Raw genomic sequence first — 21,829 nt, forward strand, 5'->3', positions numbered from 1 at the left:
TCTCAATGCGGGAAGGGCCAAAGGCGCAGCTTCTCCTTGGCCGTGGACCACAGGCGCGCCAGGCCATGCGGTTCGACGATCAGGAAGAACACGATCAACGCGCCGAAGATCATGCTGGTCAGGTGAGAGGCGGTGGCGGTGGAGATCGGGATGCCGAACCACAGCGGGATCTGGTCCAGCAGGATCGGCAGCAGCACGATGAAGGCCGCGCCGAGGAAGGCGCCCATGATCGAGCCCAGGCCGCCGATGATCACCATGAAGAGCAGCTGGAAGCTGCGGTCGATGTTGAAGGCCGCCGGCTCCCAGGCGCCCAGGTGGATGAAGCCCCACAGCGCGCCGGCCACGCCGACGATGAAGGCGCTGACCGCGAAAGCGGTCAGCTTGGCGTACACGGGGCGGATGCCGATCACCGCGGCCGCCACGTCCATGTCGCGCATCGCCATCCACTCGCGGCCGATCGCGCTGCGCACCAGGTTCTTGGCCAGCAGCGCGAACAGCGCGACGATCGCCAGGCAGAACAGGTACTTGGCCGCCGGGCTCTGCAGCGAGAAGCCGAACACCTGCAGGCCGGCCACGCTGACCGAGCCCGAGTCCGAGCCGTTGGTGACCCATTTCAGCCGCAGCGCCGCCCAGTCGACGAAGAACTGCGCCGCCAGGGTCGCCACCGCCAGGTACAGGCCCTTGATGCGCAGCGAGGGGATGCCGAACAGCACGCCAACAACCGTCGAGCAGGCGCCGCCCAGCAGCAGCGAGGCGATCAACGGCATGCCCTCGATGCGGACCTGGAAGTTGTAGGCCGCATAGGCGCCCACCGCCATGAAGGCGCCGGTGCCCAGCGAGATCTGGCCGCAGTAGCCGACCAGGATATTCAGCCCCAGCGCGGCCAGCGACAGGATCAGGAAGGGGATCAGGATCGCGCGGAACAGGTATTCCGGCGCCGACAGCGGCACCAGCACGAAGGCGATCAGCAGCAGCGCGATCAGGGCGATGCGGTCCTGGCGGATCGGGAAGATCTGTTGGTCGGCGCGGTAGGTGGCCTTGAACTGGCCGTTTTCTCTGTAAAGCATGGCTCAGACCCGATCGATGATTTTTTCCCCGAATAGGCCTTGCGGCCGAACGAGCAGGAACAACAAGGCCAGCACATAGGCGAACCAGATCTCGATGCCACCACCCAGCATCGGGCCGATGTAGATCTCGGACAGCTTCTCGCCGACGCCGATGATCAGCCCGCCGATGATGGCGCCGGGCACCGAGGTCAGGCCGCCCAGGATCACCACCGGCAGCGCCTTCAGCGCCACCAGCGAGAGCGAGAACTGCACCCCCAACTTGCTGCCCCAGATGATGCCGGCCACCAGCGCGACGAAACCGGCCACGCTCCAGACGATGATCCAGATGGTGGACAGCGGGATGCCGATCGACTGCGCGGCCTGGTGGTCGTCGGCCACCGCGCGCAGCGCGCGGCCGGTGGCGGTCTTCTGGAAGAACAGCGCCAGCAGGATCACCAGCGCCGCGGCGATCAGTGCCGCGTAGAGGTCTTCCTTGCTGACCAGGATGCCGCCCTGGAACAGGGACTCGGCCACGATCACCGGATCCTTGGGCATGCCGACATCGATCTTGTAGATGTCGTTGCCGAACAGGGTCTGGCCCAGGCCGTCGAGGAAGTAGGTGATGCCCAGGGTGGCCATCAGCAGGGTGATGCCCTCCTGGTTCACCAGCTTGGACAGCGCCAGCTTCTCGATCGCCCAGGCCACGACGATCATCACCGCCATCGCCAGCACGAAGGCCGCGACATTGGCCAGCAGCTTGCTCTCGATGCCGGTCCACTGCGGGATCCATTCGGCGAAACGCGCCATCGCCAGCGCCGCGAACAGCACCATCGCGCCCTGCGCGAAATTGAACACGCCCGACGCCTTGTAGATCAGCACGAAGCCCAAGGCGATCAGCGAATACAGCATGCCGGCCATCAGGCCGCCGATCAGGGTCTCAAGAAAAAATCCCATGCCTGCACCTCGCTCAGTGGGACGTGCCGAGGTAGGCACGGATCACGTCTTCGTTCTTGCGCACCTCGTCGGGCGCGCCGTCGCCGATCTTCTTGCCGTAGTCCAGCACGACGACCCGATCGCTGATGTCCATCACCACGCCCATGTCGTGCTCGATCAGCACGATGGTGGTGCCGAACTCGTCGTTGACATCCAGGATGAAGCGGCACATGTCCTGCTTCTCCTCGACGTTCATGCCGGCCATCGGCTCGTCCAGCAGCAGCACCTGCGGCTCCATCGCCAGCGCACGGCCCAGGTCGACGCGCTTTTGCAGGCCGTAGGGCAGGCGCCCGACCGGGGTCTTGCGATAGGCCTGGATCTCGAGGAAATCGATGATGCGCTCGACCTTCTCGCGCTGCGCGGTTTCCTCGCGCTCGGCCGGGCCCCAGCGCAGCGCCTGCAGGAAGAGGTTGGTCTTCATGTGCAGATTGCGGCCGGTCATGATGTTGTCCAGCACGCTCATGCCCTTGAACAGGGCCAGGTTCTGGAAGGTGCGCGCCACGCCCATCTCGGCCACCTGGCGCGAGTTCATGTGCCGAAAAGTCTTGCCGCGGAAGGTGATCTGGCCCTGCTGCGGCTGGTAGACGCCGTTGATGCAGTTCAGCATCGAGCTCTTGCCCGCGCCGTTCGGGCCGATGATCGCGCGGATCTCATGCTCGCGGACATTGAAGCTGATGTCGGTCAGCGCCTTGACGCCGCCGAAGCTCAGCGAGATGTTCTTGACGTCGAGGATCACGTCCCCGATCTTCTTGCTGGACATCAGGCGGCCCTCCGGACGGCGGGGAACGTCTTCACGTCGACGATCTTCAGATCGGCCGACACGCTGCCGCTGCGCCCGTCTTCGAACTTCACCGCGGTCTCGATGAACTGCGAGGTCTTGCCCTCGTAGAGCGCGTCGATCAGCAGCTTGTACTTGTCGGCGATCGCGCCGCGGCGCACCTTGCGGGTGCGGGTCAGTTCGCCGTCGTCGGCATCCAGCTCCTTGTGCAGCACCAGGAAGCGGGTGATCTGGCTGCCGGCCAGCAGTTCGTCCTGGGCCAGGTCGGCATTGACCTTCTCGACGCAGTCGCGGATCAGCTCGTAGACCTCGGGCTTGGCCGCCAGGTCGGTATAGCCGGCATAGGGCAGGTTGCGGCGCTCGGCCCAGTTGCCCACCGCCTCGAAGTCGATGTTGATGAAGGCGCAGACGCGGTCCTTCTTGTCGCCGAAGGCCACCGCCTCCTTGATGTGGGCGAAGAACTTCAGCTTGTTCTCGACATACTTGGGCGCGAACATCGCGCCGTCGTTGGGGCCGCCCAGGATGCGGCCGACATCCTTGGCGCGGTCGATGATCTTCAGATGGCCGCCGGCATCGATGAAGCCGGCATCGCCGGTGTGGTACCAGCCCTCGGCCGTCAGCACCTCGGCGGTGGCCGCCTCGTTCTTGTAGTAGCCCTTCAAGAGGCCCGGCGAGCGTACCAGGATCTCGCCCGAGTCGGCCAGCCTGATCTCGACGCCCTCGATCGGCACGCCCACCGTGTCGGCCTTGGCCTCGTGGTCCGGCTGCAGGCAGACGAACACCGCGGTCTCGGTCGAGCCGTAGAGCTGCTTCAGGTTGATGCCGATGCTGCGATAGAAGCTGAACAGGTCCGGCCCGATCGCCTCGCCGGCGGTATAGGCCACCCGCACCCTTGAGAGGCCCAGGGTGTTGCGCAGCGGGCCGTAGATCAGCAGATTGCCTAGAGCGTACTTCAGCCTGTCCAGCGCGCCGACCGGCTTGCCGTCCATCAGCGCCGGCCCGACCCGGTGCGCCAGAGCCATGCAGCGGGCGAACAGCCAGCGCTTGAAGGCGCCGGCGTCCTCCATGCGGATCATCACGCTGGTCAGGAGGCCCTCGAACACGCGCGGCGGCGCGAAGTAATAGGTCGGGCCGATCTCCTTCAGGTCGATCGACACGGTCGAGGCGGACTCCGGGCAGTTGACGACATAGCCGCAGGCCAGCCATTGCGCATAGCTGAAGATGTTCTGCCCGATCCAGGCCGGCGGCAGATAGGCCAGCACCTCCTCCCGCTCGCTCAGCTTGTCGAAGCGCATGCCGGCCTGGGCGCGGTCGATCAGGGTCATGTGGCTGTGCACCACGCCCTTCGGATTGCCGGTCGTGCCCGAGGTGAAGAACATCGCGGCCACATCGTCGCCGCGGCCGGCCTCGACCTGGGCCTCGAAGAAGCCGGGCTGCGCCGCGGCATGGCGGCGGCCGGCCTCGCACAACGCATCCAGCGAGGCCAGGCCGGGCTCGTCATAGTTGCGCAGGCCGCGCGGATCGTCGTACCAGATATGCGCCAGCTGCGGGCAGCTCTCGCGGATCTCCAGCAGCTTGTCGACCTGCTCCTGGTCCTCCACCACCGCGAAGGCGATCTCGGCATTGGTGATCGGGAACAGGAACTCGGCCGCCACCGCGTCCTGGTACAGCGGCACCGGAATCGCGCCCAGCGACTGCGCCGCCAGCATGCTGGCGTACAGGCGCGGCCGGTTCTCGCCCACCACCACCAGATGCTGGCCGCGCGCGAGGCCCGCCGCGGCCAGTCCATGGGCCAGCTCGCGCACCAGGGCCGCCAGCTGGGCCCAGCTCAGGGTCTGCCAGATGCCGTACTCCTTCTCGCGCAGCGCCGGCGCATCGGGACGCCGGGCCGCATGGTCGAGCAGCAAGCGCGGGAAGGTCGTGGTTGTCGTCTTCGCCACCGTTGTCTCCTGTACTCTGTTCGAGCGGGCCAGGCATCGATCTTTTTTTGCGATGTCTCTTGGCCCCGGTTGACGCAATACTAGGTCGGACTTTGACGCCATGTTGTCGCTGCACCGACAATCCTAGGGTCTGCCCGGGGGCGAGCTTTCCCCAGGGCGCATTCGCGGCCCTTGTCGCGCATGCTTGGCGCCCATGAACACCTCCTCGCTGGCAGTCCCGACCGGCACGGCTCGGTCGCCCTCCCCGCCCTCAATTTCGCCCGCTGCTCCGGGCACGCCGCTGCGCCAGCGCGCCCGCGCGGCCACCCATGCCGAGCTGGACGCGATCCCCTGGCTGAAGGTGCTGAGCCCGGACCAGCGCGAGCAGGCCATCGCGCGGCTGCAGGTGGCCGATGCCGAGGTGGGCGAGCGCCTGTGCCGCATCGGCAAGCCGGCCAGCTACTGGTTCGGCGTGGTCGACGGCCTGCTGAAGATGAGCAACGACGATTCCACCGGCCAGGCCGTCACCTTCACCGGTGTGCCGCCGGGCGGCTGGTTCGGCGAGGGCACCCTGCTCAAGCGCGAGGTCTACCGCTACAACATCCAGGCCCTGCGCAAGAGCGTGGTGGCCGGCCTGCCGCTGGAGACCTTCCACGAGCTGCTGGAGCACAGCATCGGCTTCAACCGCTTCGTGCTGAACCAGCTCAACGAGCGCCTGGGCCAGTTCATCGCGGCGCGGGAAACCGACCGCATCGGCAACCCCGATGTGCGCGTGGCCCGCAACCTGGCCGCGCTGTTCCATCCGCTGCTGTACCCGGGTGTCGGCAGCCTGCTGCGCATCACGCAGCAGGAGCTGGCCTATCTGGTGGGCCTGTCGCGCCAGCGTGTCAACGAGGCGCTGAAGCGCCTGCAGGCGCAGCAGCTGATCAGCGTCGAGTACGGCGGCGTGCGGGTGCTGGACCTGCAGGGCCTGCGCGACTTCTTCCCCTGCGCCGAGGCCGACTCAGCCCAGGCCGCGCCTTAGCGCACGCCCGGCGCGCACCAGGGTGCCGGCCGCGCCCTCCCGGTAGGCCAGCGCGCCGTTGACGTACACCCGGGCGATGCCCTCGGCGCGGCGCAGCGGCGCCTCGAAGCTGGCCAGGTCCTGCACGCGCCGCGGGTCGAACACGGTGACGTCGGCCGCCCAGCCTTCGCGCAGTTCGCCGCGGTCCTTGAGCCGGAACTGGCGCGCCGACAGGCCGGTCATGCGATGCACCGCCTCCTCCAGGCCGAACAGGCCCTTCTCGCGCCAGTAGCGCGCCAGCACGCGCGGGAAGGCGCCCCACAGGCGCGGATGCGGATGGCGGTCATGCGGCAGGCCGTCGGAGCCGATCATCGTCAGGCGATGCGCCAGCACGCGCTCGACGTCTTCTTCGTGCATCTGGAAGTAGCAGGCGCCGCCGGGCTGCAGGCGCCGGCAGGCCTCCTGCTGGTCGACGCCCCACTCCGCGGCGATGTCGGCCAGGCTGCGCCCGCTCATCTCCGGGTAGCTGTCGGACCAGGTCAAGAGCACCTCGATCACGCCATCGACCAGGTCCTCGCGCAGCACGGTGGAGCCGGCCAGATAGGGATAGACGTCCAGGCCCACGTCCTGGCGCGCCGCGAAGGCATCGATCAGCGGCAGGGTTTCCTGGGTGCGCCCCCAGTTGGCCGGGCCGGCGCATTTGTGGTGCGAGAAGATCACGGGCACCCCCGCTTTGAGGGCGGTGTCGGCGGCCTCGTGCATGGCCTCCAGGATCGCGGCCATCTCGTCGCGCAGATGGGTGGCATAGACGCCGCCATGCCGGGCCACCACGCGCGCCAGCGCCAGCACCTCGCTGGCCGGCGCGGCCGCGGCGGGTGTGTAGAACAGGCCCGAGGACAGGCCCTGCGCGCCCTGCGCCAGCGCCTCGTCCAGCAGCGCCTCCATGCGCGCCAGCTCGGCGGCATCGGCCGGCCGGCCGACATCGCTGCCCATGGTCGCGAAGCGCAGCGCGGTATGGCCGATCAGCGAGACCACGTTGACGGCGGGTTGCGCCGCCTGCAACGCCGCCTGGTAGGCCGCGAAGCTCTCAAAGCGAAAGGCCGTGCGGCCCAAGAGGTTCAGCGGCGGCGGCGGCTCGGTGGTGCGCAGCGGCACGACCGAGATGCCGCAGTTGCCGGCCACCACGGTGGTGATGCCCTGCGAGATCTTCGGCAGGCAGTCCGGCTGCTCCAGTGCCAGCGCATCGTCATGCGTGTGCACGTCGATGAAGCCGGGTGCAACCACCAGGCCGGTGCAGTCGATCGCCTCGGCGCCAGCGTCGGACAGCGCCGCGCCGATCGCCGCGATGCGGCCGTCCTTCAGCAGCACATCGCCCGGCCAGCCCGGCGTGGCGCCGGACCCGTCGACGATCAGGCCGCCCTTCAGCAGTACCGTTTCTGTTGCGCTCATTGAGGTACTTGCCAGTTGAGAAGCGGATGGTCATGCGTGTCGATGCCATGGCGCTGCAGCACCTCGCGCACGCTCTTGAGCCGGTACACGGCCGGCTCGCCGATCGCCTTGGCGATCAGCACGGTCAGCACCTCGATCGCGGTCAGGTGCGCCAGATAGGCTTCGGTGCCGACATGCATCGTGGCATCGTCCGGCACCTTCAGGCCCAGCACGATGTCGGCATTGGCGGCCAGCTTGGTGCCAGGCTGGGTCAGCGCGATCACGGTCGCGCCCTGCGCGCGCGCCACCGTCACCGCCTCCAGCAGCAGCGGCATGCCACCCACATGCGAGATCGCGATCACGACGCCGCCCGGCCCCTGCGTGGCCGCGGCCAGCAGCTGCGAATGGAAATCCGACCAGGCGTTGGACACCAGGCCCAGACGGAACAGCCGCGCATGCAGGTCGGCGGCCATGAAGTTGGAGGTGGCGCCGACGGCCAGCGCGTCGATGCGCGAGGCCTTGGCGATCGCCTGCGCGGCGGCGTCCAGCGCCGCGGCGTCGAACTGCTGCGCCAGGCCGGCGATCGTGCCGGCGGCGCTGCGCGAGATCTTGCCGGCGACCTGCTCGGTCGTGTCCTCCAGCTGCACGCGGCGGTGCAGCGGCGAGCCGCCGACCGCCAGATCCTGCGCCAGCGCCAGCTTGAACTCGCGCAGGCCCGCGAAGCCGAGATCGCGGCAGGCCCGCATGATGGTCGGCACCGAGGAACCGCTGCGCGCGGCCAGATGCTCGAAGCTCTCCTCCAGCACCCGCTCCGGGTCCTCCAGCATCAGCGCGAAGATCGCGCGCCGCGCCGCCGGCGCGGTTTCCTGCGCCTCGGCGATCGCGGCCATCAGCCCCTTGTGGTTGCCGTTGCTGCTGCTCATCTTAGAAATGCGTCAGCACCGCGTCGCTGACCCGGTAGTCGTTCTCGACGATGGGCAGCCAGGTCCATTTGTCGAAGGTGGTGCAGGGATGCGAGATGCCCAGGCCCAGGCGGTCGCCGACCTGCGGGCCGGCGGCCAGCGCCGGGTCCCAGCGCAGATAGGCATGCTGGTCGTTCAGCCCGGTGATGCGCCAGGCCGCCGGCGCGGCCAGCGGCGCGGCCAGGCTGTCCAGCGGCGCATGCCAGACCGGCATCGGCAGCTCCAGGTCGTAGGAGATGTCGCGCCGGCCCACCGCCAGGATGGCCAGGCCCGGCTCGGGGCAGGACTGCACCAGGGCCCAGACCTCCAGCGCGCTGCGCAGGCCGTCATGGATGCATTGGCGCTGGTCGACCAGGGCCACCAGACGCTTGTAGTTGCCATGGTCATGGGTGACATAGCAGCCCGAGCGCAACAGGCCCAGCACCGGCCGCTGGCCCGCCAGGCGCGGGCGCAGCGCGCCGGCCACCAGGTCGAAGATGCCGGAGCCGCCGGCCGAGACGATCACCGGCTCGCCCTCGGCGACATCGAACCAGCCGCGCTCGGCGCAGATCTCGGCCACCGCGCGCACCCGCGCCATCAGCGCGTCGGCATAGGCGGTATCGGCGGCGCTGTCGCCCTTGGCGCCCAGGCCCTCGTAGCATTCGATGCCGACCAGCCGGAAACCGGCCGCGGCATGCAGATGCGCGGCCAGGGCCAGCGCCTCGTCCTGCGTGCGCGCGCCGGTGCGGCCGCCCGGCATGCCGACCTCGGCGCCGATCTCCAGCAGCACCTCGAACACCGGCGCATCGGCGCGGCGCGAGCGCCAGCGCTCGATCAGCGCGCATTGCGCCAGCGAGTCGACCAGGAACACGACGCGCAGCTCCGGATGCTGGGCCAGCAGCGCGGCCAGGCCGGCCAGGTCGGCCTCGCTGCAGACCTGGTTCGCGATCACAGCCTTGCGCAGGCCGCTGGCCACGCCGACCGCCAGCTGCTTGACGGTGGCGAAGCTGATGCCCCAGGCGCCGGCGTCGAGCTGGCGCTGGAAGAGCTGCGGGCTCATCGTGGTCTTGCCATGCGGGGCCAGCTCGATGCCCTGGCCGCGCACATAGTCCTGCATCCAGCGCAGGTTGTGCTCCAGCGCCTCGCGCTTGATCACCGCCAGCGGCAGCGGCAGATCGCCGGCCAGCATGTTCCAGTGGCGGCCAGGCAGCGCGGACAGCGGCAGCGCCGGCTCGGTCAGCGGGAAGCCCTTCAGGGCCGGGCTCAGCAGGGGGTCGTGGTCGTTATTCATGTCGTGAGGAGTTCCTGGCGCCAGCAGGCCACGAAACGGCCAGGGCGCACTTCGGTCAGGGGCGGCACGCTTTGCGCGCAGCGCGCCTCGGCCTCGGGGCAGCGGGTGCGGAACACGCAGCCCGAGGGCGGGTTGATCGGGCTCGGGATGTCGCCCTGCAGGGGCACCGGCCGATGCGGGGCTTCGGGATCGGGCTGCGGCGAGGCCGCCAGCAGCGCACGAGTGTAGGGGTGCAGCGGCCGCTCGTAGAGCGCGTCGGTCTCGGCCACCTCCATCACGCGGCCGAGATACAGCACGACGACGCGGTCGCACAGGTACTCGACCACGTCCAGGTCGTGCGAGATGAACAGCATCGTCAGCTTGAAGCGCTCGCGCAGCTCCATCAGCAGGTTCACCACCTGGGACTGGATCGACACGTCCAGCGCCGACAGCGGCTCGTCCGCGACGATGAACTCCGGCTCCACCGCCAGCGCGCGCGCCACGCCGATGCGCTGGCGCTGGCCGCCGCTGAACTCATGCGGGTAGCGCGCGCCATGCTCGGGCCGCAGGCCCACCAGGCTCAGCAGCTCGGCGATGCGCGCCGCGCGCGCCTCGCGGCCCTTGGCCAGGCCATGGGTGTCCAGCGCCTCGCCCAGGATGTCGGCAATGCGCATCTTGGGGTTCAGGCTGGCATAGGGATCCTGGAAGATGATCTGCAGCTTGCGACGCAGCTCGCGCATGCGCTTGGCGCTGGCCTGGGCGATGTCCTCGCCGCGGTACAGCACCTGGCCGGCGCTGGGCTCGATCAGGCGCAGCACGCTGCGGCCCAGGGTGCTTTTCCCCGAGCCGGACTCGCCGACCAGGCCCAGGGTCTCGCCGGGACGGATCGCGAAGCTGACATCGTCGACCGCGCGCACCGGCTTCTTGTTCACGTCGCCGAAGTAGCGCTTCAGGTGGCGCACCTCGATCAGGGCTTGCTGTTCTTGCTCGTGGACCATCACACCATCTCCTCGGCATGGATGCAGCGCGCCTGGCGCCCGGCCAGCGGCACCAGGCCGGGCATCACCTCGCGGCAGCGCGCCTGAGCCTGGTCGCAGCGCGGCTCGAAGGCGCAGCCGGGCGGCGGCGCCAGTGGGCTGGCCACCTGGCCGCGGATCGCGAACAGGCGCTTGGGCCGCGGCTCGCCGGGCTTGCGCGCCTTGGCCGGCAGGCAGTTCAAGAGGCCCTGCGTGTAGGGATGGCGCGGCGCGGCGAACAGCGGCCGCACCGGTGCGCTCTCGACCACGCGGCCCGCATACATCACCACCACCTCGTCGGCATGGTGGGCGACCACGCCCAGGTTGTGGGTAATGAAGAGCACGCTCATGCCGGTCTCGCGCTGCAGCCGGCCCATCAGCGCCAGGATCTGCGCCTGGATCGTCACATCCAGCGCGGTGGTCGGCTCGTCGGCGATCAGCAGGCGCGGCTCGCAGGCCATCGCCAGCGCGATCATCACGCGCTGGCGCATACCGCCGGAAAGCTGGTGCGGGTACTCACCCAGGCGCTGGCCGGCGGCCGGGATCTCGACCAGCTCCAGCATGCGCCGGGCCGCGGCCAGCGCCGCGGCGCGGTCCAGGCCCTTGTGCAGGCGCAGGCTCTCGGCGATCTGCTCGCCGATGGTCAGCACCGGGTTCAGACTGGTCATCGGCTCCTGGAAGATCATCGCGATCTCGTTGCCGCGCAGCGCCCTCGCCTGCCGGGCCGGCAGGCTCAGCAGATCGACCTGGCGGCCGTCGCGGCACCGGAAGTCGGCGCGACCGCTGATGCGCGCATCGCAGTCCTTGGGCAGCAGGCCCATCAGGGTCAGGCTGGTGACCGACTTGCCGGAGCCCGACTCGCCGACCAGGGCCGTGGTGCGACCCGGCTGCACGCTGAAGCTGACATCGGCCACCGCGCGCACCAGCCCATCATGGGTCGGGAAGGCCGTGCCCAGACCCTGGACATTCAGCAGGGGTGACAGGGAGTTTTGGCTCGCGCTCATTTCATGGACTTCTTCAGCTTGGGGTCGAGCAGGTCGCGCACACCGTCACCCACCAGCTGCAGCGACAGCGCGGTGAAGATGATGGCCAGGCCCGGGAACAGCACGACCCAGAAGGCCTGGTGCGCATAGCTCTGGCTGCCCGCGACCATCGTGCCCCAGGTCGGGATGTCGGGCGGCACGCCGACGCCCAGGAAGGACAGGCCGGCCTCGGCCAGGATCGCATAGGCGAAGATGAAGGACAGCTGCACCAGCACCGGCGACAGCAGATTCGGCAGGATGTGACGCCACAGGATGCGCGCGGTGCCCACGCCCACCGCGCGCGCCGCCTCGACGAACAGCAGCTCGCGCAGCACCAGGGTCGAGGCCCGCACCACCCGCGCCACCCGCGGCGTGTAGACCAGCACCAGGGCCAGCACCACGTTGAACATCGAGGGGCCGAGGATGGCCACCAGCGCGATCGCCAGCAAGATGTCGGGGAAGGACATCATCGCGTCGACCAGGCGCATCAGCGCCCCGTCCAGGCGCTTGAAGAAGCCCGCCACCAGGCCCAGCAGGGTGCCCATCAGCACCGCGCCCAGCGCGGTGCCGGCCGCGATCATCAGCGAGTAGCGCCCGCCATGCACGATGCGCGCATAGACGTCGCGGCCCAGCTCGTCGGTGCCCAGCCAATGCGCGCCGCTGGGGCCGCGCAGGCGCTCCAGCACCGCGGTGTCGTTGGGATCGACGCGGCCAAAGAGCTCGGCACCGATCGCCAGCACCGCGATCAGCGTCAGCACGATCATCGCGAGCAGCACGATGCGTCGGCGCACCAGCAGCTTGAGAGCGAGTGGGACTTTCATGGCTTCCTGCCTGGCCGCCCAAAGGGAAGCCGCGCCCCCTCGGGGGGCAGTGAACGAAGTGAGCGTAGGGGCGTCATACTTTGACCCGCGGATCGACCACCATGTAGAGCAGGTCGATGAAGAAATTGATCAGCACATAGATGGCCGCGATCACCAGCAGCGCGCCCTGGATCACCGGGTAGTCGCGCCGCAGCACCGCGTTGACCACCAGGTTGCCGACGCCGGGCAGGCCGAACACCGTCTCGGTGATCACGGCGCCGCCGATCATCAGCGCCACCGTCAGGCCCAGCACGGTGACGATCGGCACCAGGGCGTTGCGCAGCGCATGCTTGAACACCACCACGCCCTCGGGCAGGCCCTTGGAGCGGGCGGTGCGCACATAGTCCTCGCTCAGCACATCCAGCATCGAGGCGCGCGTGAAGCGGATGATCAGCGCCGAGTTCAGGAGGCCCAGCACCAGGGCCGGCAGCACCAGCGCGTGCAGCCGCTGCGACAGGGGCGCGCCCGGATCGCCATAGCCCGAGACAGGGAACCAGCCCAGCGAGACCGCGAAGATCTGGATCAGCACCAGGCCCATCCAGAAGCTCGGGATGCTGGCGCCCAGCATCGCGATGCCGGTGAAGAACTGGTCGATGAAGCGGCCGCGGAACACCGCCGACAGCACGCCGCAGGGCACGCCGATCAGCGCCGCCACCGCCACCGCCAGCAGGGCCAGCAGCAGGGTCGGCTCGGCGCGCTCCCACAGCGCCTGGGTGACCGGGCGCTGCAGGAAGATCGAGTCGCCCAGATTGCCCTGGGCCAGCTCGCGCAGCCAGTAGCCGAACTGCAGCGGCAGCGGCTGGTCCAGCCCGTACTGCACGCGCACCCGGGCGATGTCGGCAGGCGTGGCCTGGTCGCCCAGCAGCACCGCCACCGGGTCGCCGGGCGCGGCGCGCGTCAGCAGGAACACCAGCACGGCGACGATGGCCATCACCACCGCCATGCCGCCCAGGCGGGAAAGCAGGTACTTCAACATGATGCCGGCCCGGGGTCAGTTCTTGACTGTCACGTTCCAGAAGAAGGGCCAGGCGGACGGTTGGTAGTTCGTCAGGGCCGGGCTGCGCGCCGACAGGCCGGCGAACTTGCCGACGTTGACATACGGCACCTCGTCGTAGACCACCTGCTGCACCTTGCTCCAGAGCTGGCCGCGCTTGGCCGGGTCGCTCTCGCGGTTGAAGGCCTCCAGCGCGGCGGTCTTGGCCGGGCTGCCCCACCAGCCGGGCGCGCCGTCGCCCAGCTGCGGCGGCGACAGCATCGGCTCGGGGAACTGGCCGGAATGGGTGATGTACAGGTCCCACAGCTTGGACTCGCCGCGGCGCTGCACCAGGGTGGCCCAGTCCACCACCACCAGCTCGGCCTTCAGGCCGGCGCGCTTGAACTGCTCGGCCATCAAGAGGGCCATGTTGTAGTGGAAGTCGTATTGGCGGCTGGTCAACACGCGGATCGTCTCGCCCTTGTAGCCGGCCTTCTCGGCCAGCTCCTTGGCCAGGCGCGCATTGCGCTGGTTGTACTTGTCGGCGCCGGCGGTCGAGTAGAACGGCGAGCCCTTGGGGAAATGATTCGCCTCGGCGCTGAAGAAGCGCGTGTCGCCGAAGCCGGCGGCCAGCATCTCGCCCGGGCCCATCGCGGTCTGCACCGCCTGGCGCAGCGCGGCATTGGCCAGCACACCTTCCTTGGTGTTGAAGACGATGTAGGGGAAGCCGAAGGACGGCGTCATGATCGGCACGGTCTTGCCCTGCGCCTTCTCCAACCGCGCCATCGCCTCGACCGGTAGCAGGTCGGCATAGTGGTACTGGCCGGCCAGCGCGCCCTCGACCCGCGTGTTGGCATTGGGCACCGGCACGAAGCGCAGCTCCTGGATCAGGGCCTCGCGTTTGCCGCCATAGCCGCTGGCCGGCTCCTTGCGCGCGCTGTACTGCTCGAAGCGGCTCAGCAGCACATATTGGTCGGGGCGGCGCTCCTTGAAGCGGTAGGGGCCGGTGCCGACGAAATCCTTCAGCGGCTGGGCGATCGCCTCCTTGGCCATGATCGCGGCCATGCCGGTCGGCAGGGCCAGCTGCGCCACCAGCGGGGCATAGGGGTTCTTCAGGCTCAGCTCGACTTCCAGCGCGCCGATGGCCTTGATGCCGGCCAGCTCCTTGGCCACCGCCTTGCCGCGCGGCGCGTTGTCCATCCAGCGCTGCAGGCTGGCGACCACATCCTCGGCGTTCAGGTCGCGGCCCGAATGCAGCTTGACGCCCTTGCGCAGCGCGATGCGGTAGGTCTTGCCGTCGGCCGAGACCTTGGGCAGCGCCTCGGCCAGCATCGGCGTGAGCTGCCACTTGGCGTCGAAGGTGTAGAGAGGCTCGAACACATGCTGCATGATCGTGCCCACCAGGTCCGCGGTCGACGCCATCGGATCCAGGGTCTGCGGCTCGCCCACCATCGCCAGGGTGGCATGGCTGGCGGGGGCCTGGGCCAGCGCCGCGCCGGGCAGGAAGCCGGCGCTGCAGATCGACAGGCAGGCCGCGGCCAGAGGGGCCGCCGCGATCCGGCTCAAGGCCTGGCGCCGCTGCGGCGAGGGCGTGGAGGCAGGGGAAGCTGCTGCTGGGTCACGACGCATACTGATGTCTCCGCTTGAAAATTAGTTTCAGCTGCGAGAACGATATGCGGTTTTTGTGCGCCAAATCCTAGAGAAAACCCGATGACATGGCGACTTTACTGAAATACACTTTCACACCAACAGCCACCCTTTCATCCATCCACCCATCAGGAACCTCGCCATGCCTTTGGAATACCTGGGCGCCCCGCCCGTCGCCTCCGACCAGCAGGCCCGCCCCTTCTCGCCCGCGGTGCGTGCCGGCGATTTCGTCTATGTGTCCGGCCAGGTGCCCGCCAATGCCCAGGGCGAGATCATCACCGGCGGCATCGAGGCCCAGACCCATCAGGTGATGGCCAATCTGAAGGCCGTGCTGGCCCTGGCCGGCTGCACCCTGGACGATGTCTGCAAGAGCACGGTGTGGCTGGACGACGCGCGCGACTTCGGCGCCTTCAACCGCGTCTACATGAGCTACTTCCCGAACGGCAAGCCCGCCCGCTCCACCACCGAGGCCCGCCTGATGGTCGACGCCAAGGTCGAGATCGACGTCATCGCCTACAAGCCCAAGAACTGAGCCCACCCCCTACCGGCTGCGCCGGCCCCCTCAAGGGGGCAGCGCCGGCCGCCCGGCGAAGCCGGATCGGCGCCGCTCGCGCGGAAAGGCAATCCTGGCAGGCGTGAGGATCAGGCGCCAAACGGCGTCGGCTCGGTCGGCGTCCTCGGCAGCGCGGCCCAGCGCGCCGCGGTGATCTCATACTGCAGGCTGGGGGCCTGGCCGGGCACATCGGCCAGCGAGCCCTTCAGCAGCAGGCCCAGCCGGTCCAGGGTCTTGCGCGAGGGCGTGTTGGCCGGCTGCACCACCGCCTGCACCGCGCCGGCCTGCAGCTGCTCGAAGGCCAGCGCCAGCGCGGCCTGCGCCATCTCCGACGCATAGCCCTGGCCCCAATGCTGGGGCCGGAAGCGGAAGTAGAGATACAGGCCCGGCTGGCCCGCCACCGGCCGGCTCATGATGCCGCCCAGGCCGATCAGCTCGTCCGGCTGCTCGCGCAGCGCGATCGCCCAGTAGCCGAAGCCCTGGACCTGCCAATGCGCCAGCCAGCCCTGCAACAAGGTCTCGGCCGCGGCCCGCGAGCCCAGCAGCCCACCGGGGCTGAAGCGGTTCGTCACCGGGTCGGCATGCAGCTCGTAGATCGCGTCCAGGTCCGTCTCGCGGGGCATGCGCAACAGCAGCCGCGCGGTTTCCAGCGGCGTCGTCGACAGCGGCAACTGATCCTCTCGCAACGGCATCTTCGGCTCGGCCTCCTGGGCGGATTGCTGGTGGCTCGGGGCCACTTGGCAGAGATCAGGGTTTTACCTCATATCTCAAGCCTCATCTGTTTCCATGCCCCCCTGCCCGGGCGTGGCGGGCCGGATTTGCCGCCAAAAACAGACAGGCCGCAAAAAGCTGCACGAATCGCTCGGATAAGCCGGCAGGGCTTGGCGGGCCGCCCGGCCTCGTATACTGTATAAAAATACAGCCAACATCCCCACCACGCCCCTCGCACAGCCATGCATGCCGCCCCGTCACGGCAGCCGCCGGCGTCCCCACCCATGCCGGGGACGCGCGCCGCCGCTGCCTCCGTCCCCCTGCTCGGCGGCCCGCTGGGCCAGGCGCTGTGGCGCGGCTCGGAGCTGGCCCATGGCCATGCGCCCGGCCTGGCCTCGGGCTTCGCGGCGCTGGATGCCCTGCTGCCGGGCGGTGGCTGGCCGGGCCGCGCGCTCAGCGAGATCCTGCAGCCGCGCGCCGGCGTCTGCGAGCTGCGCCTGCTGGGCCCGACCCTGGCCGCCGCACAGCAGGCCGGCGGCCGCTCGCTGCTGCTGATCAACCCGCCCTTCACGCCGCACCTGCCCGGCCTGGCCGCCTGGGGGCTGAACCCGCGGCAGATCGTCTGGCTGGCCCCCGCCGGCGCGACCCAGGTGCTCTGGACCCTGGAGCAGGCGCTGAAGGCCAATGCCGCCGGCGCCCTGCTGGCCTGGCTGCCGGAATCGACCCGGCCCGACCAGCTGCGTCGGCTGCAGGCCTGCGCGCTGGGGGCCCAGGCGCCCTGCTTCGTGTTCCGCGCCGCGGCGGCGGCCACGCAATCCTCGGCCGCGCCGCTGCGCCTCTTGCTGCAACCGCGGGCCGATTGGGAACTGGAGCTGCGCATCCTCAAGCGCCGCGGTCCGGCGCTGGCGGCGCCGCTGCGGCTGCGCGCCGTGCCGCCGGCGCTGGCGCCGGTCCTGTCCAGCCGGCTGCTGCAGGGCGGCCCGCTGCCCACCGTTGTCCCTCAGGAGTCCCGCGATGTCGGCGCCGCATTGGCTCGCCCTGCTCGCGTCGAGCAGCGACTCGGGGTCTGAGCAGACCCTGGAGGCCTCACTGCGCGCCCTGGGCTGGTGGGCGCTGCAGTTCACGCCGCGCGTCGCGTGGCTGGAGGAGGCCGTCGTGCTGGAGGTCGGCGCGAGCCTGCGTCTCTTCGGCGGCGCCACGCGCCTGCACCGCCGCCTGTGGCGCGAGGCGCGTGATCTGGGCCTGGGCGGCATGGCCTGGGCGCCGACCAGCCTGGGCGCGCTGGCCCTGGCCCGCGCCGGCCGGCACGACGGCCTGGCCGAGCCGCTGGAGACCCTGCTGGACGCGCTGCCGCTGGCGGCCCTGAGCGCCGCAAACGAACACCAGGCCATGCTGCTGCGCCTGGGTTGCCGCAGCCTGGGCCAGCTGCGCGCGCTGCCGCGCCGCGCCCTCGGCCGGCGCTTCGGCGACGGACTGCTGCTGGCGCTGGACCGCGCCTATGGCCACAGCCAGGAGGCCCATGCCTGGCTGCAGGCGCCGGAGCGTTTCGAGGCGCGGCTGGAGCTGCCCTTTCGCATCGAGCATGCCCCGGCCCTGGTGCATTACGCGGAGGTCCTGCTGCGCCAGCTGTGCGGCTGGCTGGCCGCGCGCCAGGCCGGCATCAAGCAGCTGACCCTGGCCTGGCAGCATGACGCGATGCGCGGCCGCGACGTGGCGCTGGACGGCGAGCTGCAGTTCGGCACCGCCGACCCGACCCGCGAGCTGCGCCACCTAAGCCGGCTGCTGGCCGAGCATCTGGCGCGGCTGGAGCTGGCCGCGCCGGTCGGCGAACTGACGCTGCGCGCCGACGAGGTGATGCTGAAGCCCGAGCAGGCGGCCAGCCTGCTGCCCAGCTCGCCGGACGAGGCCATCGAGCCGCTGCCGCGCCTGCTGGAACGCCTGTCGGTGCGCCTGGGGCCGGAGCGGGTGCGCGCCGGCGAGCTGCGGGAGGACCACCGGATGGAGCTGATGCAGCGCTGGCTGCCCTGGCCCGGCCCGGCGCGGCCGAGCGCCGCGCGGCCGCCGCTCTACCCGCAGCCGGCCTGGCTGCTGGAACCGCCGCAGCCCTTGGAGGCCGTCCACAGCCAGCCGCGCTACCTGGGCGAGCCACTGCAGCTGCTGACCAAGCCACAGCGCGTCGAGGGCGGCTGGTGGGCCGGCCAGGCCCGCGGCCAGGGCCTGGTGCAGCGCGACTATGTGCTGGCGCAGAGCGCGCAGGCGGGGCTCTTGTGGATCTACCAGCAGCGCCTCTCGGGGGAGGAGTCGGGCTGGTTTCTGCATGGAGTCTTCGCATGAGCATGGCCGTTCGCCGGGCCGCTCCCAAGAACGGCCGAGCCCCCTCGGGGGGCCGACCGCGTACCCGCGGGCGGGGGGCTCCATGATTCCGGAGTACGCCGAGCTGCATTGCCTCAGCAACTTCAGCTTCCTGCGCGGCGCCTCCAATCCCGAGGAGCTGGTCGAGCGCGCCTGGCGCCTGGGCTATGCCGGCCTCGCGATCACCGACGAATGCTCGCTGGCCGGCGTGGTGCGCGCCTATACCCAGCTCAAGCGCCTGCGTGCCGCGGCCGAGGCAGAGGCAGAGGCAGAGGCAGAGGCAGAGGCAGAGGCAGAGGGACAGGAGATCGTGCTGCCGCAGTTGCTGATCGGCGCCGAGTTCCTGGTGCGCGATGACCTCAGCGGCGAGCCGGACTTCAAGATCGTCGCGATCGCCCGGGACCTGGAGGGCTACGGCAACCTCTGCCAGTTCATCACCCGGCTGCGGCGCGAGAGTGCGACCAAGGGCCAGTACCGGCTGCGGCGCTCGCAGCTGATGCCGGGCCGGCTGGCCGGCTGCCAGATCATCCTGCTGCCGCGCCGCGAGGCCGATGACGCGGCCCTGCTGGCGCCGGCGCTGTGGCTGCTGCGCCATCACCCCGGCCGCGCCTGGATCGGCGTCGAGCTGCTGCGCGACATCGGCGACGAGCTGTGGCTGCAGCGCCTGCGCGCGGTCGCGGAGCAGACCGCGCTGCCGCTGCTGGCCTGCGGCGATGTGCACATGCATGTGCGCTCGCGCAAGGCCCTGCAGGACGTGATGACCGCCACGCGCCTGGGCAAGCCGGTGCGCGACTGCGGCATGGACCTGCAGCCCAATGCCGAGCGCCATCTGCGCAGCCGGCTGCGGCTGGCGCAGCTCTATCCGCCGGACCTGCTGGCGCAGACCCTGCTGCTGATGGAGAGCTGCAGCTTCTCGCTGGACGAGATCCGCTACCGCTACCCCAGCGAGGTCGTGCCCGCGGGCGAGACGCCGGCCAGCCATCTGCGCCGGCTGACCTATGCCGGCATGGCGGACCGCTGGCCGGGCGGCGTGCCCGACCAGTGGCGCGAACGCATCGAGCATGAGCTGGCCCTGATCGAGGAGCTGCGCTACGAGCATTACTTCCTGACCGTGGCCGACATCGTCGCCCATGCGCGCCGCCTCGGCATCCTCTGCCAGGGCCGCGGCTCGGCGGCCAACAGCGTGGTCTGCTACTGCCTGAAGATCACCTCGGTCGACCCCGGGCGCAGCACCCTGCTGTTCGAGCGCTTCATCAGCCGCGAGCGCGGCGAGCCGCCGGACATCGATGTCGATTTCGAGCATGAGAAGCGCGAGCTCGTGATCCAGTACCTCTACGAGAAATACGGCCGCGACCGCGCCGCGCTGGCCGCGACCGTGATCAGCTACCGCGCCAAGAGCGCGATCCGCGATGTCGGCAAGGCGCTGGGCATGGACGAGACGCTGCTGGAGCGGCTGGCGCTAGACCACCATGGCTGGTCCGAGGAATCACTGCCCGATGCGCGCCTGCGCCAGCTCTGCGCCGAGCTGGGCCTCGACGAGGACGGTCAGACCCTGCGCCAGCTGGTGCAGCTGTCGCGCCAGCTGATGGGCATGCCGCGCCACCTGAGCCAGCATGTCGGTGGCTTCGTCTTGACCCAGGGGCCGCTGGACCGGCTGGTGCCGATCGAGAACGCGGCGATGGACAAGCGCACGGTGATCGAATGGGACAAGGACGACCTCGACTCGGTCGGGCTGATGAAGGTCGACGTGCTGGCCCTGGGCATGCTGTCCTGCCTGCAGCGCTGCTTCAACTTCTACCGCCAATGGCGCGGCAAGGACTACGACCTGGCCAGCATCCCCGAGGGCGACGCCGCGACCTACGACATGATCTGCAAGGCCGACACCGTCGGCGTGTTCCAGATCGAGAGCCGCGCACAGATGTCGATGCTGCCGCGCCTGCGGCCACGCAACTACTACGACCTGGTGGTCGAGGTGGCGATCGTGCGACCCGGTCCGATCGAGGGCGGCATGGTGCACCCCTATCTGAAGAACCGCGCCATCCATCGCGCCGGCGGCACGATCGACTACCCCAAGGGCCTGGAGGCCGCGCTGGAGCGCACCTTCGGCGTGCCGATCTTCCAGGAGCAGGTGATGCAGGTCGCGATGATCGCCGCCGGCTTCTCCGCCGGCGAGGCCGACCAGCTGCGCCGCGCGATGGCGGCCTGGAAGCGCCCCGGCGACCTGCAGCAGTTCTACGAGAAGATCATCGGCGGCATGCGCGAGCGCGGCTACAGCGACCAGTTCGCCGAGCAGATCTTCCGCCAAATCAAGGGCTTCGCCTCCTACGGCTTCCCCGAGAGCCACGCCGCCAGCTTCGCGCTGCTGACCTATGTGTCCTGCTGGATCAAGTGCCACGAGCCCGGCATCTTCCTCTGCGCGCTCTTGAACTCGCAGCCGCTGGGCTTCTACACGCCCAGCCAGCTGGTACAGGACGCGCGCCGCCATGACGTCGAGGTGCGGCCGCCGGACGTGAGCGTCAGCGACGTGGACAGCAGTCTGGAACCCAATCCCGGCGCCGCGCGTGATCTGGCCGTGCGCCTGGGCCTGCGCCTGGTGTCGGGCCTGTCGGCCGAGGCGGCGCAGCGCATCGCCACGGCTCGCGCCGTGGCACCGTTTGCCGATGCGCAAGACCTGGCCCTGCGCGCCAGGCTTGAGCAGCGCGAGATGCAGCAGCTGGCCGCGGCCGATGCGCTCAAGTCGCTGGCCGGCCATCGCCGCCAGCAGGTCTGGCAGGCCACGGCCTGGCAGCGCCTGCCGCCGCTCCTGCGCGAGGCCGGCGCGCAGGAGGCCGAGGGCGAGGCCCAGCTGGAGCTGCCCGTCGCGCCCGAGGGCGAGGAGGTGCGCTGGGACTATGCGGCCACCGGCCTGACCCTGCGCCGCCACCCGCTGGCCATCCTGCGGCCGCGCCTGGCCGAGCGCGGGATCAAGAGCTCGGCCGAGCTGGCGCAATGGGTCAGCGGCAGGCCGGTGCAGACCTGCGGCATCGTCACGGTGCGCCAGCGCCCGCAGACCGCCAAGGGCACGATCTTCGTCTCGCTGGAGGACGAGCACGGCAATGTGCAGGTGATCGTCTGGCACGACGTCTACGCCAAGTACCGCTCCACCATCATCGGCGCGCGGCTGCTGGCGGTGCGCGGCCGCTGGCAGAAGGAGGAGAACGGCGTCGCGCATCTGCTGGCCCAGCATTTCGAGGACCTGTCGCCGCTGCTGGGCGCGATCTTCACGCCCAGCCGGGATTTTCATTGAGCCCCTAGCTTGCCGGATAGCGCTCCCCACG

At 69.8% G+C, this 21,829-nt stretch carries 18 protein-coding genes; 5 read left to right on the forward strand and 13 right to left on the reverse strand.

The window, feature by feature from the left end; genetic code table 11:
• Positions 1 to 2 precede the first annotated feature (2 nt).
• From G8A07_RS21605 to G8A07_RS21620, 4 genes are read right to left on the reverse strand one after another with little or no spacing between them, the layout of a single operon-like run.
• Positions 3 to 1,067: a branched-chain amino acid ABC transporter permease gene (locus tag G8A07_RS21605; RefSeq protein WP_195794016.1), complete on the reverse strand. Its 1,065-nt coding sequence runs from the start codon at positions 1,065 to 1,067 to the stop codon at positions 3 to 5.
• A 3-nt stretch (positions 1,068 to 1,070) separates the two neighbouring features.
• The gene (locus G8A07_RS21610; protein WP_195794017.1) at positions 1,071 to 2,000 is read right to left on the reverse strand and encodes a branched-chain amino acid ABC transporter permease; all 930 of its coding nucleotides are present in this window, start codon (positions 1,998 to 2,000) and stop codon (positions 1,071 to 1,073) included.
• A 13-nt stretch (positions 2,001 to 2,013) separates the two neighbouring features.
• Positions 2,014 to 2,799: an ABC transporter ATP-binding protein gene (locus G8A07_RS21615; protein ID WP_195794018.1), complete on the reverse strand. Its 786-nt coding sequence runs from the start codon at positions 2,797 to 2,799 to the stop codon at positions 2,014 to 2,016.
• Positions 2,799 to 4,757 carry a long-chain fatty acid--CoA ligase gene (locus G8A07_RS21620; protein ID WP_249937087.1) on the reverse strand — a complete coding sequence of 653 codons (1,959 nt, stop codon included), beginning with the start codon at positions 4,755 to 4,757 and terminating at the stop codon, positions 2,799 to 2,801. The genes G8A07_RS21615 and G8A07_RS21620 overlap by 1 nt, the downstream gene beginning before the upstream one ends.
• Positions 4,758 to 4,950: 193 nt before the next feature.
• Here G8A07_RS21620 and G8A07_RS21625 point away from each other — a divergent pair, with 193 nt between their 5' ends.
• Positions 4,951 to 5,760 (forward strand): Crp/Fnr family transcriptional regulator, encoded by an 810-nt coding sequence (locus tag G8A07_RS21625; RefSeq protein ID WP_195794020.1) that lies wholly within the window; start codon positions 4,951 to 4,953, stop codon positions 5,758 to 5,760.
• Here G8A07_RS21625 and G8A07_RS21630 read toward each other — a convergent pair.
• The 8 genes from G8A07_RS21630 to G8A07_RS21665 form a co-directional block, all read right to left on the reverse strand.
• On the reverse strand, positions 5,740 to 7,188 hold the full coding sequence (locus tag G8A07_RS21630) for an amidohydrolase family protein (RefSeq protein WP_195794021.1): 1,449 nt from the start codon (positions 7,186 to 7,188) through the stop codon (positions 5,740 to 5,742). The two genes, G8A07_RS21625 and G8A07_RS21630, sit on opposite strands and share 21 nt — an antisense overlap.
• A complete protein-coding gene (locus tag G8A07_RS21635) occupies positions 7,185 to 8,090 on the reverse strand; it encodes a MurR/RpiR family transcriptional regulator (RefSeq protein ID WP_195794022.1) in 906 nt (301 codons plus the stop codon). Before G8A07_RS21635 ends, G8A07_RS21630 begins: the two co-directional genes overlap by 4 nt.
• A 1-nt stretch (position 8,091) precedes the next feature.
• The gene (locus G8A07_RS21640; protein ID WP_195794023.1) at positions 8,092 to 9,399 is read right to left on the reverse strand and encodes an alanine racemase; all 1,308 of its coding nucleotides are present in this window, start codon (positions 9,397 to 9,399) and stop codon (positions 8,092 to 8,094) included.
• Positions 9,396 to 10,376, reverse strand: coding sequence for an ABC transporter ATP-binding protein (locus G8A07_RS21645; protein ID WP_195794024.1), 981 nt, complete (start codon positions 10,374 to 10,376; stop codon positions 9,396 to 9,398). The genes G8A07_RS21640 and G8A07_RS21645 overlap by 4 nt, the downstream gene beginning before the upstream one ends.
• Positions 10,376 to 11,398, reverse strand: coding sequence for an ABC transporter ATP-binding protein (locus tag G8A07_RS21650; protein WP_195794025.1), 1,023 nt, complete (start codon positions 11,396 to 11,398; stop codon positions 10,376 to 10,378). The genes G8A07_RS21645 and G8A07_RS21650 overlap by 1 nt, the downstream gene beginning before the upstream one ends.
• The gene (locus tag G8A07_RS21655) at positions 11,395 to 12,237 is read right to left on the reverse strand and encodes an ABC transporter permease (RefSeq protein WP_195794026.1); all 843 of its coding nucleotides are present in this window, start codon (positions 12,235 to 12,237) and stop codon (positions 11,395 to 11,397) included. Before G8A07_RS21655 ends, G8A07_RS21650 begins: the two co-directional genes overlap by 4 nt.
• A 73-nt stretch (positions 12,238 to 12,310) precedes the next feature.
• A complete protein-coding gene (locus G8A07_RS21660) occupies positions 12,311 to 13,252 on the reverse strand; it encodes an ABC transporter permease (protein ID WP_195794027.1) in 942 nt (313 codons plus the stop codon).
• A 15-nt stretch (positions 13,253 to 13,267) separates the two neighbouring features.
• Positions 13,268 to 14,878 carry an ABC transporter substrate-binding protein gene (locus G8A07_RS21665; protein WP_195794028.1) on the reverse strand — a complete coding sequence of 537 codons (1,611 nt, stop codon included), beginning with the start codon at positions 14,876 to 14,878 and terminating at the stop codon, positions 13,268 to 13,270.
• Positions 14,879 to 15,038: 160 nt separating this feature from the next.
• On the opposite strand from G8A07_RS21665, the gene G8A07_RS21670 reads away from it, so the two are divergent.
• Positions 15,039 to 15,428: a RidA family protein gene (locus tag G8A07_RS21670; RefSeq protein WP_195794029.1), complete on the forward strand. Its 390-nt coding sequence runs from the start codon at positions 15,039 to 15,041 to the stop codon at positions 15,426 to 15,428.
• A 110-nt stretch (positions 15,429 to 15,538) separates the two neighbouring features.
• Here the strand turns inward: G8A07_RS21670 and G8A07_RS21675 are convergent, their stop codons facing one another.
• Positions 15,539 to 16,186 carry a GNAT family N-acetyltransferase gene (locus tag G8A07_RS21675; RefSeq protein WP_213086188.1) on the reverse strand — a complete coding sequence of 216 codons (648 nt, stop codon included), beginning with the start codon at positions 16,184 to 16,186 and terminating at the stop codon, positions 15,539 to 15,541.
• 258 nt (positions 16,187 to 16,444) lie between these two features.
• On the opposite strand from G8A07_RS21675, the gene imuA reads away from it, so the two are divergent.
• The 3 genes from imuA (at position 16,445) to G8A07_RS21690 (ending at position 21,798) form a co-directional block, all read left to right on the forward strand.
• Positions 16,445 to 17,230: a translesion DNA synthesis-associated protein ImuA gene (gene imuA / locus G8A07_RS21680; RefSeq protein WP_195794030.1), complete on the forward strand. Its 786-nt coding sequence runs from the start codon at positions 16,445 to 16,447 to the stop codon at positions 17,228 to 17,230.
• Positions 17,175 to 18,494 carry a DNA polymerase Y family protein gene (locus G8A07_RS21685; protein ID WP_249937088.1) on the forward strand — a complete coding sequence of 440 codons (1,320 nt, stop codon included), beginning with the start codon at positions 17,175 to 17,177 and terminating at the stop codon, positions 18,492 to 18,494. The genes imuA and G8A07_RS21685 overlap by 56 nt, the downstream gene beginning before the upstream one ends.
• Before the next feature lie 82 nt (positions 18,495 to 18,576).
• A complete protein-coding gene (locus G8A07_RS21690; protein WP_195794031.1) occupies positions 18,577 to 21,798 on the forward strand; it encodes an error-prone DNA polymerase in 3,222 nt (1,073 codons plus the stop codon).
• Positions 21,799 to 21,829 lie beyond the last annotated feature (31 nt).

Origin of the sequence: Roseateles sp. DAIF2 (genome assembly GCF_015624425.1) — a bacterium.
Taxonomy (GTDB): Bacteria; Pseudomonadota; Gammaproteobacteria; order Burkholderiales; family Burkholderiaceae_C; genus Kinneretia.

What these genes read in the sequence shown, in the direction of transcription:
- G8A07_RS21655 (WP_195794026.1), bottom strand. Translation starts at nt 12,237, where the DNA reads ATGAAAGTCCCACTCGCTCTCAAGCTGCTGGTGCGCCGACGCATCGTG.
- imuA (WP_195794030.1), top strand. Translation starts at nt 16,445, where the DNA reads ATGCCGGGGACGCGCGCCGCCGCTGCCTCCGTCCCCCTGCTCGGCGGC.
- G8A07_RS21635 (WP_195794022.1), bottom strand. Translation starts at nt 8,090, where the DNA reads ATGAGCAGCAGCAACGGCAACCACAAGGGGCTGATGGCCGCGATCGCC.
- G8A07_RS21685 (WP_249937088.1), top strand. Translation starts at nt 17,175, where the DNA reads ATGTCGGCGCCGCATTGGCTCGCCCTGCTCGCGTCGAGCAGCGACTCG.
- G8A07_RS21625 (WP_195794020.1), top strand. Translation starts at nt 4,951, where the DNA reads ATGAACACCTCCTCGCTGGCAGTCCCGACCGGCACGGCTCGGTCGCCC.
- G8A07_RS21665 (WP_195794028.1), bottom strand. Translation starts at nt 14,878, where the DNA reads ATGCGTCGTGACCCAGCAGCAGCTTCCCCTGCCTCCACGCCCTCGCCG.
- G8A07_RS21645 (WP_195794024.1), bottom strand. Translation starts at nt 10,376, where the DNA reads ATGGTCCACGAGCAAGAACAGCAAGCCCTGATCGAGGTGCGCCACCTG.
- G8A07_RS21605 (WP_195794016.1), bottom strand. Translation starts at nt 1,067, where the DNA reads ATGCTTTACAGAGAAAACGGCCAGTTCAAGGCCACCTACCGCGCCGAC.
- G8A07_RS21670 (WP_195794029.1), top strand. Translation starts at nt 15,039, where the DNA reads ATGCCTTTGGAATACCTGGGCGCCCCGCCCGTCGCCTCCGACCAGCAG.
- G8A07_RS21640 (WP_195794023.1), bottom strand. Translation starts at nt 9,399, where the DNA reads ATGAATAACGACCACGACCCCCTGCTGAGCCCGGCCCTGAAGGGCTTC.
- G8A07_RS21690 (WP_195794031.1), top strand. Translation starts at nt 18,577, where the DNA reads ATGATTCCGGAGTACGCCGAGCTGCATTGCCTCAGCAACTTCAGCTTC.
- G8A07_RS21615 (WP_195794018.1), bottom strand. Translation starts at nt 2,799, where the DNA reads ATGTCCAGCAAGAAGATCGGGGACGTGATCCTCGACGTCAAGAACATC.
- G8A07_RS21610 (WP_195794017.1), bottom strand. Translation starts at nt 2,000, where the DNA reads ATGGGATTTTTTCTTGAGACCCTGATCGGCGGCCTGATGGCCGGCATG.
- G8A07_RS21660 (WP_195794027.1), bottom strand. Translation starts at nt 13,252, where the DNA reads ATGTTGAAGTACCTGCTTTCCCGCCTGGGCGGCATGGCGGTGGTGATG.
- G8A07_RS21650 (WP_195794025.1), bottom strand. Translation starts at nt 11,398, where the DNA reads ATGAGCGCGAGCCAAAACTCCCTGTCACCCCTGCTGAATGTCCAGGGT.
- G8A07_RS21630 (WP_195794021.1), bottom strand. Translation starts at nt 7,188, where the DNA reads ATGAGCGCAACAGAAACGGTACTGCTGAAGGGCGGCCTGATCGTCGAC.